This window comes from Polyangiaceae bacterium (assembly GCA_016715885.1).
Taxonomy (GTDB): Bacteria; Myxococcota_A; Polyangia; order Polyangiales; family Polyangiaceae; genus Polyangium.
Genome location: JADJXL010000001.1, coordinates 297037 through 312299, shown reverse-complemented (window position 1 = coordinate 312299; position 15263 = coordinate 297037). Strand labels below are relative to the sequence as shown.

The window sequence follows — 15263 nt, the reverse complement described above, 5'->3', positions numbered from 1 at the left end:
GGTCACCTGTAAAGTTCGCTCTTCAAGGCGAAGACGCCGCGGCTGACGACGCGTTGCCCTTCGGAGAGGCCTGATTCGATTCCTTGCAATTGCCCATCATTCGGACCGAGCACGACGGGCGTGGGGACGACGCGATCGTCGACGACGGCAAGGAAGACCATGGGATTGCCATCGATGTAGGTGATGGCGGTCATGGGAACGGTGAGCATGGTGCGAGCCGGTCCCGAAGCGCGCACGGTGGCGGTGACGGATTGGCCTGGTCGCAGGAGGCGTTTTTCGTTGGCGACCGCAACGCGGACCTCGGCCGTGCGAGTGAACTTGTCGACGATTTCGCCTACGTGGGCGATGCGTCCGACGATGGGTTCGTCGTCTTTGCCGGCGCGCGTGATTTCGACGGGGTCGTCTTTGTGAATGGCGTCGAGGTTGCTTTCGAAGACAGCGAGGTCGACCCAGAGGTGGTCGAGGTTTGCCACGCGAAACGCGACGAGGTGATCGTCGACGGATTGGCCGGGGGAGATGTGCCGTTCGACGACGGTTCCTGCGAGAGGTGCGCGCAACATGTACACGCCGAAGGGGCTCGCGGCGCCCCCGGACAATGCGGTGACGCGCTGACGAGCTGCGTGGAGGAGCGCTTTCTGCTCTTTGCGCGTTGCGGTTGCGACTTCGTATTCGCGCGCGGTGGTCAAGTTTCGTTCCGCAAGGTCCCGCTCACGCGATTCATTGATGGCCGCGGCTTTCGCATGCGCATCGGCGACGACGACCTGCGCTTGGGCTTCACCAAGCTCGGCGCTCTCGATTTCCGCGAGCACGTCGTCCTTGGAGACTTTGTCGCCTTCGATTTTATTGAGTTTGCGTACGAGCCCTCGAATGCGCGTGCCGACGGCGGCGACGTGGTTCGGGTCGAAGTCGACGGTGCCCACGAGGCGCAGCTTCGGCACGAGCGGCGCTTGCTTCACTTCTTCGATTTCGATGCCGGCTCGAGCGCGGAAGGATGCCGAAATGACGATGGTCTTGCCTTCGACGCGGGGGATGTCCGGCACGATTGCGGGTGCCCGAGGGGGATCCGGTTTGCCGAACATGATGAATGCACCGGCGACGACGACGAGCACGGCGACCAACCGGAGCGCCCAGCGCATACGGTTGCGCTGGGGTTTTTCCGCAATGGCCGTCGGATTCGAGGTATCGGCATCCGGCGGCGCTTCGTGATTTGCGTCGGGAAGGGTGGGATCGCTCGTCAGGTCTGTCATGGCAATTCTCCGGTAAGCGCGACGATATCGGCGACGATGGACCACTCGCGGGCCACGAGGTCCAGCTTGCGCAGGCGCACCATGGCGAGATCTCGGCGAGCCGTGAGCACTCGAAGCGTGTCGCCCTTGCCGGCTGCTCTCGTTGCGACGGCGGCTTCGACGGCGTCATGCGCGGCGGGGTCGGTGAGCTTGTCGAGGACGTCGAGCGCTTTGCGCACTTCCTCGCGCTCCTTGTCGAGTCCGCGCAGCACGGCACCGAGCACCCTGCGCTGCACGTCCGCTTCGGCGAGCGCGCGCGTTCGTTCTGCATCCGCGCGCGACTGCTCGCCCTGGTTTCGCCGCAGAATGGGGAACGTCCACGACAGGCCACCTCCGAAACGCGCTTCGCCGAGGTCACCGCGTCCGGCCGTCACGATGACGTTGACCGGCGCATGCGACGTGACGGACGCTCGGTCGCGCGCCCGAGCGAAGTAGTCGGCCTCTTGGGCCTTGGCCCGCACGTGCGCCGAGCTGTCCGCGAGCCGTTCGGCCGACGCGGCATCGATACGTTTCGTCGGTGGCGGCGGAAGCACGGCGGTCCCCGTGGGCACGGAGAACAGTCGGCCCGTCACGCGCGCCAAGCTTGCCAAAGCTCGCGCCATATCGGCTCGGCTTTCCTCGAGCAAAATGGTCGTTCGTCCCAGCTCCACGCTGGCCAAGCGTTCGTCTTGCAGCGTGGCATCCCCGCCGGCGAGCCGCGCGGCATACAGTTCGGCCTCCGCGCGCGCGACGCTGACGATGTCTTCGAGCACGCTCACACGCGACGCAGTGACCAATGCCATGCCATAGGCCCGCACCGCATCGCCTGATGCCGCGAACTTTGCCGATTCCACGTTTGCACGCTGCCAAGCGACGAGCGCGTCGACTTCCGCGATGCGCCTTGCACGCTGACCCGACACCTCGATGGGAATCCATAAATTGGCTTGCACCGTCAGGTCTCGCGTCGCGCCCCCGCGCCCGCGATCGGTGAACACTTCGAGGTACGGGTTATCGAATGGGGCAAGCCGAGCGCCCGCGTAGGATGCATTTGCGACGCCCACGTACATCCTGGCGCTCACGACGTCTGGCGCGGCTTCTTTTGCGAGATTCAATACACGTTCGATGTCTGGTAACGGTTCGCCATCGGTCGTCGCCGCCGCTTGGAACGTCTCGTCCTGGTTTGCTGCGAAACTGGGGTTTGCTGCGAGAAAAACGCTCGATGCACCCATGATGACGAGTGCTGTTCGCGTCCACTGATTCCTTCGGCACCCTGTTCGCCCGCATGCAAATGGTTTGATGTCAAAGGAAAACATGGTCTCAACTTACCGATCGATCCACCGATGTCAAGCGTACAGAGTGAAAATGTTGGCTCCTAACGCAATGTTGGGCGAATCGTGCGAAATTTTTGCGGAAAGTACTTGGATATCCAAAATATTTACGTGGGTCACTTGCAGTCTGGACACAAGGCAAGTCAGGGCTCACGCCCAGACCTGTCTAGGGTAGCGATCGGTTTGATGAAAGGGCGTTTCGGGGGGGTTTGGGGGGGCCGAGCCTCGCCGTGTTTTTGTGCGAAGCGCAAAAACACCGGGAGGCGAGCCTCGGCCCCCCCATCGTAAACTAGCCTCGCGAAGCGCGCGTCCCACGCGCGCGAAGCGAGCGTTCAAATCGAGGCCCGGTATCAACCCGTCTTGCGCAGCGGAATTCCCTCCGTCACGTCCGCCGGGCCGCCTTCCACCTCGGCAACCTCGCGCCGCACCGTCGTGCTCACGGGCTGCTGCTCCTCCTCGGTAGCCTTCGAGATGCGAATTTCTTCTCGAACGACGGGCCGCTTTTCGATGTCGACCATTTCCTCGCGAATCGGCATCGTCACCGTTTGTTCTTGGAAGGCGCCTTCACCCAAGGTCGCCTCCACGTGCCCCGTCGCCGGGATCCGCTCCACCGTGACCACCTCGTGCGCGACGGGTACGCTGATCTGCCGCTGCTCGGTCACCACGTGCTTGGTCACGCGTACTTCGCCAATCTGTTCCGTGTGTTTGCTCGTGCGTACCTCTTCCTCGTGCAAAGGTACGCGAATCTCTTCGACCTTGCCCGCCTCGGCGCTGCGCTGCAATGTGGTCGCCTGCTCCAGGGTCTCTCCTTCGTACTGCCCCCCGGTTCGCCCAACGTACGGATGCTCCTCCGGCTCGCCCATCGGCCCGAACGTCCCGCCGCGGACACCGATCTCTTTGCGTGTGCGCGAAAGATGCACTTCATCACCTCGAAGCTCGCGCACGTCTTCGAAGGACAAGATGTAGTCCTTTGGAAAGAAGAATCCTTTTTCCACTTCGAACGAGTCTGCGTGAACGGCCACGACTTTGCCGAGCTTTTCACCATCCGAGCTCCACACGTCGAACCCTGTGAGGATCTGCTCCTTGAATCGGCTTTCCATCGTATCCCCCTCGTGTTGAAATGCTGAGTGCAGTCGCAGAGACTGCACGGTTTTCCGTTGTAGCTCCGCCCCTCGGTGCAATCGCTGCAATCGTCGTACCCGACGAACCCCCGCAATGGTCGTGCTCTACGGCCTGGCTGGCAGCGTGTAGCGAGCCGCAATGGCTTCGGCGATGAGCGCTCGACTCTGGCGCGGTGTGAGCTCCGAGCGCGCGGCCACATCGGCGGCGATCGAGGACAACGCAGGATCCTTGACCGCCTCGGCAAACCAACGCGTGTAGTCGCCTCGGGCAAGATGATAGCGCCACGTAGCGTCGTCGACCCCGTCCGCAATCTCGATGAACGTGATCAAGTTGCGAGCCCGCAAGTTCAACCGTCCGCCCGGACCCCGGAAATAAAAACTCTTTTCGTGCAGATTACCTTCGGCATACTTGCGCAAATGTCGCAAATGCTCGGCACGGCCAGGTACCGGAACCACCCTGCGCGGCGCATGCCCCGCACCTCGATTCCATACGAGCACTTCCCCGGGATGCGGAGGTGTTTCCATTGCCGGAACAGACTCTCCGGTGGCTCGGCAAAACTCGGCGAGGGACGCCTCGGGTATCGGGCCAACGCACACCATGTAATCAATATGCTTCAGAATCGCGGGCGAAATTTCGTCCGCATGGAGCGTCACCAGCACGAGCTCCCCGACTTCCTGCGGAAACGTGAGCGCGATGGGACCCCACGCCGCAGGCCAAACGTGATGCGCCTCGTCAATGAGAATCCAATGAGGTCGGCCCGTGCGGGCACGCATGGATTGCAAACGCGGAAATAACTGCTCGAGAAACGCAGGACGGTCACCAAGCGCGATGGCGAGCATATTGACCGATACGTCGGTATCGGGGTTGTCGAGCACGCGCAGGATTTCATCGACGCTCGGAGCACGCCGAAAGTCACCAAGTTCGATGGCGTCCTCGAATCGCGAATAATCGCCCTCGGGATCAATGGCAATGAATTGGTACGATTGCTCCGCCAGCCGCTCGAGCAGCGCCATCGCAAACGTGGTTTTACCGCTACCCGACGGCCCCACGATGAGAACATTGCCTCCATACGGCGGGATGTACAGCGGGTTTCCGTCGTGCGTATTTCCGAGCAGCGCATGGCGACGCGTCAGGCGCGGTTCGACGTGTCGCAGATCGTCTTTGACGAGCTTGTCGATGAGCTCGGTGACACCGGCGCCATCGTGGCCTTTCGTCACGACGTCCACCACCTCGATGAGCGATGGGGCCGCGTCGGCCACGGCCGCAGAGCATTCGCATAAACCAAGGAAAGCATGATCATTTTCGGCGTTGCCAATACCAACGACTTCGTGCGGGGACATTCCGAGCTCGCGCAATGCGATCTGCAAACCGCTGCCTTTTCCGACCTCGGCAGGAAGCACCATCAATGATTCCTGGTTGTACACCATGCGCAATTCGAGACCGCTTTCCCGAATTGCATCGAGCACCGTGTGATCGTGCGATGCATGGGTTGCAATGATCACGTGCCCCACGGCGAGCGGAGCGACGCCTTTGTCGCGTAGCTCGTTCACGAACCACGCGGGCGGGGTCTCGGCGAGCACGCGTTCTTCGCGACCGACGGGGCGATAAAGGAGGGCGCCGTTTTCGGCAACGATGCGATCGAAAAGCTCGGGCCGAGGAAGAATGGCCAGCAGGTCATTGAGCATGCGACCTGTGACGAGCACGATCTTGCGACCGGTGGCTCGCAGGCGCTCCATGGCTGCAAGCGTTTCCTCGGCAATCGTACCGTGTTTGGCGATCGTACCGTCGTAGTCGCAGGCGAGTGCGAGGTACCGCATTGCACGCACCGTTGTGCGACGCGGGCAGGTCGTCAATCACCAAGGCTTCGACGAGCAGCCTGCTCGGCGTGGTTGGTCGGATAGCATGGCCACACCCAACGCATGGCGACCAGCTCCGACAGGAACGCGCCAGCGTGCTCGACGGCCAGGAAAACGCGGGCTGATTCGGCGTTTGCCACGTTGCCCGTTTTTCTCGAAAGAAGGGATATCCTCGCGGCCGTTTTCGACGTACACTCGCCGCGTGCAAAGAAAACAAGACGCGCTCGCCTACCACAGCAGTGGGCGTCCAGGCAAGATAGAAGTCGTACCCACCAAACCCCTCGTGACGCAGCGTGACCTCACGCTCGCCTATTCGCCCGGCGTGGCCGAACCGTGTTTGGCCATCGCGGACAATCCCGAGCGGGGATGGGATTACACGTCGCGCGGCAATCTCGTCGCCGTCATCTCCAACGGCACCGCCGTGCTCGGACTTGGCAACATCGGACCTCTCGCGGGAAAACCCGTGATGGAAGGCAAAGGATGTTTGTTCAAGAAGTTCGCCGACATCGACGTTTTCGACTTGGAAGTCGATGCGCGCGACCCGAAGAAGCTCATCGAAGTCGTCGCAGCGCTCGAACCGACCTTCGGCGGCATCAACCTCGAAGACATCAAAGCTCCAGAATGTTTCGAGATTGAAGCGGCATTGCGCAAACGGATGAACATTCCGGTCTTCCATGACGATCAACACGGAACGGCCATCATTTCCGGCGCAGGGCTGCTCAATGCCGCCGAAATCATTGGCAAAAAGCTCTCCGACCTGAAGGTCGTCGTATCGGGCGCGGGCGCTTCGGCCATTGCGTGCGCAAACTTCTACGTCGAGCTTGGCGTGCGCCTCGAAAACATCACGATGATCGATTCGGTGGGGGTCATTCACGACGGCCGCAAGGACGACCTCAACGAATACAAAGCTCGGTTTGCCCGCAAAGACGACGGCGCGCGGACGCGAGCCGATGCGCTGAAGGGCGCCGACGTGTTCCTCGGCCTTTCGAAAGCAGGGCTCGTCACGGGCGAAATGCTGAAGACCATGGCCGACAAGCCTATCATCTTTGCGCTGGCGAATCCGGATCCCGAAATATCGTACCCCGAAGCCAAATCGGCGCGGCCGGATGCCATCGTGGCCACGGGAAGGTCGGATTTCCCGAACCAAGTCAACAACGTGCTCGGATTCCCGTTCATTTTCCGCGGAGCCCTCGATGTGCGCGCCAGGGACATCAATGAAACGATGAAGGTCGCGGCGGCCACGGCGCTCGCGAAATTGGCGCACGAACCGGTGCCGGAATCGGTCGCGGAGGCGTATGGGGCCGAATCGTTCCGGTTTGGCCCGGATTACATCATTCCCAAGCCTTTCGATTCGCGCGTGCTCTGGTGGGTCGCTCCCGCCGTGGCCGAAGCAGCGATGAAGTCGGGCGTTGCGCGCGTGAACATCGACCTCGACGAATACCGCGAAAGGCTGCAGCGGCGCATGGGAGGCGCGCATCACACGGTGATGCGCAAAATCGTGCAGCGCGCCAAGACGACCCCGCGGCGCATCGTTTTCCCCGAAGGCGACAGCATCAAAGTGCTGCGCGCGTGCGACATCATCCTCGACGAAGGCATCGCGCAGCCCATCTTGCTCGGCGATCCGGCGCTTTTGCGGACGCGCTGCGAAGAGCTCGACATTGAGCTCGAATCTCGCGGCGCCACGTTCCTCGAACCTGCGCAGGCGCCCACGCTCGCCCATTACGTCAAGGACTTCTACGATGCACGATGCCGCAAGGGCGTCAACATGGCCATGGCGCAGCGGCTCTTGAAGCGTCGTAACTACTTTGGCATGGCCATGGTCAAGCACGGGGATGCCGATGGCTTCGTCGGAGGCTTGACCATGCCATATCCGGAGACCATTCGGCCTGCGCTACAAATCCTTGGCATTCGTCCGGACGTCAAGCGCGCGACGGGGATGTACATGATGATCCTGAAGGACGACGTGAAGTTCTTCGCAGACGCGACGGTGAACATCGATCCGGATGCGGAGACGCTTGCGGATACTGCCATTCAGGTGGCCGATGCGGTGAAGGCTTTCGAGATTCGTCCTCACATTGCGCTGGTGTCGTTTTCGAATTTCGGTTCGGCGCCGCATCCCGCATCGGAAAAGGCGGCGCGCGCGGTCGACATCATTCGCAAAGCGCGCCCGGACTTGGAAGTCGACGGCGAAGTGCAAGCGGATATCGCGCTCGATGCGGAAAAGCTGAAGGAGCTGTTCCCATTCACGCGCCTCACGGATGCGGCCAACGTGCTGATCTTCCCGTCGCTCACGTCAGGCAATGCAGCGTACAAGGTGCTTGCGGCCTTGGGTGGCGCTGTCGCGGTGGGACCGATATTGCTGGGCATCAACAAGCCGGTCACGGTGTTGCCGCGTGACATCTCGGTGGAGATGATCGTGAACATGACGGCGTACACGGTGACCAAAGTGTCGGCGTGACACGCCTCACGCCTCACCCGTGCTAATCACGGGGCGCCGTAAACGGCCACCACTGCACGTCCTTGCAACCCACGAAAACGAGCGTCCCGGCCTTCAGCTCGAGGCCCCGCGTCAGCATCGGCAAGAGCTGCGCGTCCGATGAATACTTGCGAAGCTGCCCTTCTGCCTCGTCGACCGCAGCACGCACGTGTGCCTCGGTCGCGGTCGCTTGCAAATACTTCAGCTCGATGATCCAGGCATACTTGCCATTCGGCAACTGCGGCATCGGGCTCAGGAACAGATCCGTATACCCTTGGGCGAATTCTTTTTCGCTGAGCACGTAAAACATGCCCGTCGGGACGATGGCCCCGATGAGCAACATTTTCATCGACTTTTCATTGTATCGGCGCAGATCTTTCAATCCCAGCACCTTCAGGACATTTTCGCGCAATACGTCGAGCAACGGCCCGATATCGCCCGTTTTTGCCATGGTTCGAAGGGCCACGCTCACCGGCTGGCCCGTCAAGTCGACTCCTTCGAGATCCTGGAGCAGTTGCGCGTAATGCTCCCACCCGAGCTCGCGAATGACTCGGTTGGGCGTTTCGAATCGAACGAGAATGCCTTCCGGTGGATCGGTGCTCAGCGTGAGCATCCCCGTGTAATACATCAGCGATACGAATTGACTCGTCGTCGAAATGGTTTTTCGCCCGAACTGCTCCACGAGGTCGCTCCAGACGTGATTTTCATTGAGGACCGTTTCGAGCACCTGACGCCGTTCCTCCGGAGCTTTCCCTGCCGTGGCCCAAAGAGCGTGGAGCTTTCGGTAGTCGGTGCGAGCATTTGGATCGAGCATCTGCGTGGGGTAGGCCCCGAGGTCCGCCAGATCCCGCAAGAAATGAAGGACGAGATCCGAATTGAAAACGCGCTCCGTGGCCATGGGTGAAAAACGATACCCATCGTAGTACTGCTCGAGCACTTCGAGCAGCTTGGCGCGATCACCGATTCCTTCGACCGCAGACAACTCCGGTCGCGACGCGAGCAGCTCGTCCACGGCTCGTTCCACGTCTGCACGCGTGAATCCAACGAGTGCGTTGAATCGAGCGCGATTCGAGATGTTCGTGACGATGTTGAATCCCGTCATCAAGTCGTCCAGCAATATCGGCGTCGCGCCCGTGACGAATAGGCGCCCGACGGCGCCGCTTCGAGTTCCCACCTTGATGGCTCGATAAAATTCTCGTACGAAGCCCGCCTTGTCGGTGACGGCTGCATAAAGATCCACGTTGCCCGCCGACAACAAATCATTCGCAAACGTGTCGTATTCGTCGATCAAGATGTAAATCTGTTCGCCAAGTCCTGCGGCAATACCGAGCAGATCCGCCAGCATTCCCGTCGCCGACTTGTAAATCATCAATTCGGAATACATCTTGCCCAATTCCGGGAAACGATCGCGATGGCGCAAGCACAACGTTTTTACCGAGCTACGCATCGCGTCGAGGAAGCTTTCTTCGAGGCGTTCCCGCGAGCCGCCGCCGGCGCCCATTTGGGAAAAGTCCAGCGTGAGAATCAGGTACTTGTTCTTTTCCGGCGTGGGATGCTCGTGGACCCACAAGCCCCGGAAGAGCTCATCGAATTCGTTCACCCGGTGCATGCCGTAGTAGTTCTCGAGCAGGCTGACGAGCGACGACTTGCCAAACCGTCGTGGTCGCAGGAAGATGAGGAACTTGTAGCCAAGCTCGTCGTTCTCGAGCTCCGCAAGAAACGGCGTCTTGTCGACGTAGAACATGCCTCGTCTGCGAATGTCGGCGAAGTCGGCGTTGCCGTAGGGGATCTTCATGACGCGGCCCTCTCGTGCTCGAGCGTCGCGACAGTACCATGCGCGCACCGCGAACGCAATCGAATGACACGAGGAAAATCGTTCTATCGGGACGAACCAATCCATTGCCACGCTCTCACTCCTCACCCGCCTCAACCCGGGTCGGGGGGTGAGGTGCGACGGGGAAAGGGCGTCGGGGGGTGAGGCGCGAACTGCGCGCTCACAGGTGCCCTCGTGCGTCACCCGTTGACCTTCTGCGCCTCCGCAGCGGCCCTCGAACATCGCCCAAACCGCGACTGCGCGCGCGCAGTGAAAGCAACCGCATGCACGTTCAGCAACTGCGCACGCGCAGTTGCCGTGGCGCGTGACCTGAACGACACCTGCGCGCGCGCAGTTGACGATTTCTTCGAAAGGATCGCCTACTGGGCACGGTAATTGCTACTTCCGCTCGTGTGGCGGCAGCGCCCCGGCCGGCTCCTTCGGCTCAGCGCGCTGCTCGGCATCCACGTTGACGTTCGGCAGCGGCTGCTGAATGGGCTCGCCCACCGGCGCCCCTGGACCCGACGGCCCACCCAGCTCGATGCCACCACGCCCCGACTCTTCATACGGCCCACCGCCGAACGAACCAGGAGTCCGCTCTTCCGCACCCGGCGGATGCGGTCTGCCCGGCGGGAAAATCCCTTTTGACTGGTCGACCTCGTCAATTCGACCCTTGCCTCCCTCGAGTGGATTCGGCTGCGCTTCCTTTTCCGCCATGGTGCCCTCGTGTGCGTACGATGTGCCTACGTCGGGCGGCCATGCATTCGTAATGCCGCTGGTCGCAGTCGCACGACCTCACCACTTCGCGGCAGCTTCGAGCACGTCTTCCGGGCGAGGAGCAACGCGCAGGTTGTCCGAAAAGACCGCCCAACGAATCACACCTTGACCATCGAGCAAGATTTCCGCCGGACGCGCGATGTCCTGCCCATTGTTTGCCCCCGCGTGCACCAATCCGTAACGCTTGATCACTTGCTCGTCAGCGTCCGAAAGCAATGGGAAAGGCAATGCGAGGTCGCGCTGCGCTTCGGCCAAAACCTCCTTTTCGTCACTGCTGATCGCAACAATTCGAATTCCCTTCGCCTCGAACTCTTTCATCTTGCTCGCCAGACCGGCAAGCTCCGAACGGCAGAAGGGTCACCATACGCCGCGATGAAAGACCAAGAGCACGGGCTGGCCCCGCATCGACGCGAGCGCAACGGATTCACCTTTTGCATCGGCGAGCACGAAATCGGGCGCTACCATGCCCACGGCAAGCTCCTTCGGCGCACCAGGAAGGTCGTAACTCGCGACGTGAACCAGCATGAGAAAGATTGCCGTGGCAAACGTCGCCAAAGCAGCGGTCGCCGTGGCCAGTATGCGCAGCCGCTTTTCACGATACGCTCGAACGGCCAGGAAGATGGCCGCACCCGTCGCGCCAATGGCAACGAGCTCCATCGGCCAAGGATTGTCACGTAATGCTATGGGAATCTTGCCCGAGTACGTGAGCGCGCCATACGGTATGATGCCAAAGGCCAGCGCAACCACGACACTCGCGACAGGACCCCACCAACGGAGTGTTTTCATTGCGCCCGAGTAACACTGGGCGAGCGCGTGGGTCAAGGGGATTGTGAAAGTCTGGATGGCTGCAGCGTGGGACGCATCCAGCGCATTGCCCTGGGGCAAACGATTTCAATCTTCGTCGTCGTCCGCGTCGTCGTCATTCGCGTCGCGCTCCCTTTGCGCGCGACGCCTGGCACGCTCGGCCTCTCGCTGGGCCTGCTTGCGCGCCTTTTCGGCTTCCTTGCGAGCTTGCTTCATCTCCTTTTGCACGGCCTTCATCGTCTTCTGACGAATCTTTGCGCGTAGCTCGCTCATCTGCTCGTGCAGCTCCGCAAGATGCTCGTGCAGCTCTTCCATGTCGACATCGACATCGACATCCACGCGCAAACCATCGAAGTTCGGCATCGGAGGCGGCGGGGGCGGCATGGGCGGCAAAGGCGGCATGACGAACACGTCGAAGTCGTCAGCGTCGAACATGGGCGGAGAAGGCGGCGCTGGCGGTGCATGCGGCGCTGGCGGTGCATGCGGTGCATGCGGTGCACGCGGTGCACGCGGTGCATGCGGCGCTGGAGGATGCGGCGGAGGCGATGCGAAACGCCCACCAAAATGCCGACCCTTGAAGTGCTTGTGTTTCCCGTGCGGATGCCGCTGGGCCTCGCACTGTTCGTCCTGGTCTTCGTCGGCGTCATCGTCGACGTCCGCGTCAGCCGCTCGTCCTGGTAGCGGAGGCGGTGCGGGAGGCGCTGGCGGCACATGCGTCCCAGTTCGAAGCATCGGCGGCGGCTTGGGGGGCTTGTCTTTCGCTTCCGCCACGCCGGTCGCGCATGGAGCAAGCAAGTAGAGCGCAGTCAATACAATCGACGCTATCGGTAAAGCCCACACGGTTCGTTTCGTTCTCATGGACAACCATTCTCCTTTCACGAGCCTCTCCACACGCTGCCGCAGCTCGCTCGTCCCAAGTGCCATTGCAGGCACCATGGAGGGCGGCGCGGACACCATTGCCCAGCGAGCCACTTTTGTTAGGCATTCGGCTAGATCGAGCGGCCTCGCCGTGCGTTCTGCAGCCCAATCGTCCGCCAATTGCTCCGCCGCAGCCGCGAGCTTTCGAGCTGCGACGAAGTTCAGCGGCTGGAAGAAAAATACCCGGACGAACGCGGCGACGAGCAACCGATAAAGCGGATCGCGCCGCACGATGTGCCCAAGCTCGTGCGCCAAGACGCTCTCCTGCGCCTTTACGGATAGCTCCAATGCAACACGCTCGGGCAAGAGGATTTCGGGCCGCCGAAGCCCCAGCGCCATGGGAACCGGCACTTCGTCCGTCGCGCTGATGAGCGGCGCACGCACGACGGGCTTTCGCGCCGCAAGCTCGGCAAGAACGTCGCCAATCGGCTCGCCCTCGAGCCTGCGCCGGTCTTCGATGCGCCTGCGCAGCGACCTCCACGATAGACCAAGCGCGCCAAGCAGAGCGACAGCGCCCATGCCCCACACCGAAAGCGCCGCCGTTTGCCACGGAAAAACACGCGGCGACGTTGCCATTGCGACCGGAAAAAAGGCCGCTGGCTCGCGCGAAATCACCACGGTCCTCGGTTCGCCGCCGCGTTGAATGACGATGGTCGTAATGGGACCAGCCGCCTGTTGGGCATTCGAGGTTTGCTCGTTCAACCGCTCGAGGGACAACGTCCCTGCAACAGGACGCAATGGCAGCGCAGATTGCGCGGTCGCCGTCACGAGGCCCCCGACGAGGGCCACGCGCCAGACGAATTCCTGCCAATGCGGCCGCCCACGCAAGAGGAATCGATCACATAACCACGCGCCTGATAGGAGGAGCGTGCTGTGAATCAAGTACGTGACGAGCCAGCCGAATACGCTCATCATCGCTTCGCCTCCTGCTTTTTCGCGGCGTTTATCATTCGCTCGAGCTCGGAGAGCTCATCCGGGCGAATCTCGTGACGCGCAATCAAGTGCGAAACGAGCGCCACGGGGTTGCCCCCAAAAAGCCGCTCGGTCAAATCCGACACCATGCCGCGCGTGACCTGATCCTCGCTCACCGTCGGCCGATAAATGAATTTCCGGCCCTCCGCACGGTGCTCGACCACCCCCTTGTCCTCCATCTTCTTGAGCATCGTGGCAATGGTGGTCGGCGCCAAACCTCGCTCATCGAGCAATGCCTGGTGCACGTCGGTCACCGTCGCCTCGCCCAGCTCCCAAAGCACTCGCATGATCGCGAGCTGCAAGTCGCCAAGGTGCGTCATCCCCTACGTCCCTCCTCCTTCGTCGTCGTCTCCGCCGCCAAAGAACTACTCGGATAGTACTACCAAGGTAGTTGAAGGAGTGCAAGGAAAAAGTGGAGACAAAACGGGCGGTCGAGTTCGGCGCGGGATGCATGGGACGCAGTGGGGACGCGTACACGAGCATCCTTGCGGTCACGCGTCATGGCTCCAGCCTCCCTCACGGAGGTTGGTATGGCACGTGTTGCATTTCTGATGGATGAGATGTTTGAAGATTCGGAATTTCGAGTACCCTATGATCGCGTGCAAAGCGCTGGGCACGAAGCGGTCATCGTGGGCCTGGAGGCGGGCAAGAGGCTGGTTGGCAAGCGGGGGAAGGAGGAGCTGACGACGGAGCGGGCAGCGGGCGACGTGAGCGCGGACGACTTTGATGCCGTCGTCATTCCGGGCGGTTACTCACCGGATAAATTGCGCACGAACATGGGCGCGGTGCGTCTCGTGCGTGATGCATTCAATCAGGGAAAACCAGTCGCGGCCGTTTGTCACGCGGGGTGGATGCTGGTCGAGGCGGACATTGCGGACGGGCGTACGATGACGTCGTGGCCGTCCATCAAGACGGATTTGTTGAATGCGGGTGCTCGCTGGGTCGATCGGGAGGTGGTCGAGGACGGCAACCTGATTACATCGCGCAATCCGGGTGATCTGCCCGCATTTTCCGATGCGATTTTGCGGCAAGTCGAACGCGGAGTCCCGGCGCGTCTCGAGCCCGCCATGGCGGCTCAACCGACCGCGCAGGAGCGTCCCGAGCCACGGTTGCGACGCGTATCGTGAGAATGCGTCAGGCTCGACCACCCTCGAAGTCGTCGAGCGGTTGTCCTTCCGCAGCGACCTCTCCCGCTCCTCGAGCTAGCGATTTCCGAAAAGCAAGAAGTTCATCATTCGGGTTTGACGACGCGAAACCCCTCGGCAATCGCGGCTTCCAGAAGAACACCATCGGCACACCATAGCTCCACTGGCCCTTCGGCTTGGCGTAACGCCAGCGCCGAGGCAAGTTGAATCGCGTCGTAAGCTCGTAATGGATGACGTGTAACGAGGCTCGACACACGCGCGATCAGCGCAGGACGCATTTCGATCACGGAAAGCCTCGTAAAGTCGTGAGGCAATCGCCCAAGAATGACATCGCGCTGCGAGTCGGTGATTGCACCCAGACGGGCCGCGCGAGCAACGGCCGCTGCAGCTTCCGCAAATGCCACACGCGCCACAGACACCAAATGCGCACGTAATGCCGAACGCACCATCGCGGAACCAGGCTCATCCACATACCGCTTGACCAGCGCGCTCGTATCAAAAAAGCGAATCACTCACGCCCCTCCAAGACCAAATCCGACAGTCGAATTGATTTCGTAGGTACGATCGGTTCAAAGTCCTCGAGCAGTTGTCCCGCTTCCACGGTCTCCACTGTCTCGAGAGCACCAGTTCTCGACGAACCCACAGCACCGAGAAATGTCACAACAACTTCAGCGCCCTCCGTGACTTCCGGGTTCTCCAACAACTCGACGATTCCTCCTCGATAGATCCCCCGTACTGCTTGCATCATCGTCCGCTCCTCCTCGCCAGCCAGTGTACCGCACCGGAC

General features: G+C 61.4%; 14 protein-coding genes. 2 read left to right on the top strand and 12 right to left on the bottom strand.

Translation table 11 applies throughout. From position 1 onward, the window contains the following. Positions 1-2 precede the first annotated feature (2 nt). The 4 genes from IPM54_01445 to IPM54_01430 form a co-directional block, all read right to left on the bottom strand. On the bottom strand, positions 3-1247 hold the full coding sequence (locus IPM54_01445) for an efflux RND transporter periplasmic adaptor subunit (protein MBK9258482.1): 1245 nt from the start codon (positions 1245-1247) through the stop codon (positions 3-5). Then, positions 1244-2494 carry a TolC family protein gene (locus IPM54_01440; protein ID MBK9258481.1) on the bottom strand — a complete coding sequence of 417 codons (1251 nt, stop codon included), beginning with the start codon at positions 2492-2494 and terminating at the stop codon, positions 1244-1246. The genes IPM54_01445 and IPM54_01440 overlap by 4 nt, the downstream gene beginning before the upstream one ends. Positions 2495-2943: 449 nt before the next feature. Further along, complete coding sequence (locus tag IPM54_01435; GenBank protein MBK9258480.1) at positions 2944-3693, bottom strand: YsnF/AvaK domain-containing protein; 750 nt, start codon at positions 3691-3693, stop codon at positions 2944-2946. 126 nt (positions 3694-3819) lie between these two features. After that, positions 3820-5532 carry an HAD family hydrolase gene (locus tag IPM54_01430; GenBank protein ID MBK9258479.1) on the bottom strand — a complete coding sequence of 571 codons (1713 nt, stop codon included), beginning with the start codon at positions 5530-5532 and terminating at the stop codon, positions 3820-3822. A 241-nt stretch (positions 5533-5773) separates the two neighbouring features. Here IPM54_01430 and IPM54_01425 point away from each other — a divergent pair, with 241 nt between their 5' ends. Beyond that, positions 5774-8029 (top strand): NADP-dependent malic enzyme, encoded by a 2256-nt coding sequence (locus tag IPM54_01425; GenBank protein ID MBK9258478.1) that lies wholly within the window; start codon positions 5774-5776, stop codon positions 8027-8029. 22 nt (positions 8030-8051) lie between these two features. Here the strand turns inward: IPM54_01425 and IPM54_01420 are convergent, their stop codons facing one another. The 6 genes from IPM54_01420 to IPM54_01395 all read right to left on the bottom strand — a co-directional run bounded on the left by IPM54_01420 (position 8052) and on the right by IPM54_01395 (position 13651). After that, positions 8052-9842 (bottom strand): AAA family ATPase, encoded by a 1791-nt coding sequence (locus tag IPM54_01420; protein MBK9258477.1) that lies wholly within the window; start codon positions 9840-9842, stop codon positions 8052-8054. A 417-nt stretch (positions 9843-10259) separates the two neighbouring features. Next, positions 10260-10577: a hypothetical protein gene (locus tag IPM54_01415; GenBank protein MBK9258476.1), complete on the bottom strand. Its 318-nt coding sequence runs from the start codon at positions 10575-10577 to the stop codon at positions 10260-10262. Between the two features lie 78 nt (positions 10578-10655). Then, positions 10656-10955 (bottom strand): redoxin domain-containing protein, encoded by a 300-nt coding sequence (locus IPM54_01410; GenBank protein MBK9258475.1) that lies wholly within the window; start codon positions 10953-10955, stop codon positions 10656-10658. A 39-nt stretch (positions 10956-10994) separates the two neighbouring features. Then, the gene (locus IPM54_01405; GenBank protein ID MBK9258474.1) at positions 10995-11423 is read right to left on the bottom strand and encodes a redoxin domain-containing protein; all 429 of its coding nucleotides are present in this window, start codon (positions 11421-11423) and stop codon (positions 10995-10997) included. A gap of 105 nt (positions 11424-11528) precedes the next feature. After that, positions 11529-13274: a M56 family metallopeptidase gene (locus tag IPM54_01400; protein ID MBK9258473.1), complete on the bottom strand. Its 1746-nt coding sequence runs from the start codon at positions 13272-13274 to the stop codon at positions 11529-11531. Then, the gene (locus IPM54_01395; GenBank protein MBK9258472.1) at positions 13271-13651 is read right to left on the bottom strand and encodes a BlaI/MecI/CopY family transcriptional regulator; all 381 of its coding nucleotides are present in this window, start codon (positions 13649-13651) and stop codon (positions 13271-13273) included. Before IPM54_01395 ends, IPM54_01400 begins: the two co-directional genes overlap by 4 nt. 210 nt (positions 13652-13861) lie before the next feature. Between IPM54_01395 and IPM54_01390 the strand changes: the two genes are divergently transcribed. Next, entirely contained in the window at positions 13862-14458 is a 597-nt protein-coding gene (locus IPM54_01390) for a type 1 glutamine amidotransferase (GenBank protein ID MBK9258471.1), read from the top strand. Positions 14459-14562: 104 nt separating this feature from the next. Here the strand turns inward: IPM54_01390 and IPM54_01385 are convergent, their stop codons facing one another. Both IPM54_01385 and IPM54_01380 read right to left on the bottom strand, forming a co-directional pair. Continuing rightward, positions 14563-14988: a type II toxin-antitoxin system VapC family toxin gene (locus IPM54_01385; protein MBK9258470.1), complete on the bottom strand. Its 426-nt coding sequence runs from the start codon at positions 14986-14988 to the stop codon at positions 14563-14565. Further along, positions 14985-15224 (bottom strand): hypothetical protein, encoded by a 240-nt coding sequence (locus tag IPM54_01380; GenBank protein MBK9258469.1) that lies wholly within the window; start codon positions 15222-15224, stop codon positions 14985-14987. The genes IPM54_01385 and IPM54_01380 overlap by 4 nt, the downstream gene beginning before the upstream one ends. Positions 15225-15263: the final 39 nt, after the last annotated feature.

What these genes read in the sequence shown, in the direction of transcription:
- IPM54_01380 (MBK9258469.1), bottom strand. Translation starts at nt 15,224, where the DNA reads ATGATGCAAGCAGTACGGGGGATCTATCGAGGAGGAATCGTCGAGTTG.
- IPM54_01415 (MBK9258476.1), bottom strand. Translation starts at nt 10,577, where the DNA reads ATGGCGGAAAAGGAAGCGCAGCCGAATCCACTCGAGGGAGGCAAGGGT.
- IPM54_01405 (MBK9258474.1), bottom strand. Translation starts at nt 11,423, where the DNA reads ATGAAAACACTCCGTTGGTGGGGTCCTGTCGCGAGTGTCGTGGTTGCG.
- IPM54_01445 (MBK9258482.1), bottom strand. Translation starts at nt 1,247, where the DNA reads ATGACAGACCTGACGAGCGATCCCACCCTTCCCGACGCAAATCACGAA.
- IPM54_01400 (MBK9258473.1), bottom strand. Translation starts at nt 13,274, where the DNA reads ATGATGAGCGTATTCGGCTGGCTCGTCACGTACTTGATTCACAGCACG.
- IPM54_01395 (MBK9258472.1), bottom strand. Translation starts at nt 13,651, where the DNA reads ATGACGCACCTTGGCGACTTGCAGCTCGCGATCATGCGAGTGCTTTGG.
- IPM54_01430 (MBK9258479.1), bottom strand. Translation starts at nt 5,532, where the DNA reads ATGCGGTACCTCGCACTCGCCTGCGACTACGACGGTACGATCGCCAAA.
- IPM54_01390 (MBK9258471.1), top strand. Translation starts at nt 13,862, where the DNA reads ATGGCACGTGTTGCATTTCTGATGGATGAGATGTTTGAAGATTCGGAA.
- IPM54_01435 (MBK9258480.1), bottom strand. Translation starts at nt 3,693, where the DNA reads ATGGAAAGCCGATTCAAGGAGCAGATCCTCACAGGGTTCGACGTGTGG.
- IPM54_01440 (MBK9258481.1), bottom strand. Translation starts at nt 2,494, where the DNA reads ATGGGTGCATCGAGCGTTTTTCTCGCAGCAAACCCCAGTTTCGCAGCA.
- IPM54_01420 (MBK9258477.1), bottom strand. Translation starts at nt 9,842, where the DNA reads ATGAAGATCCCCTACGGCAACGCCGACTTCGCCGACATTCGCAGACGA.
- IPM54_01410 (MBK9258475.1), bottom strand. Translation starts at nt 10,955, where the DNA reads ATGAAAGAGTTCGAGGCGAAGGGAATTCGAATTGTTGCGATCAGCAGT.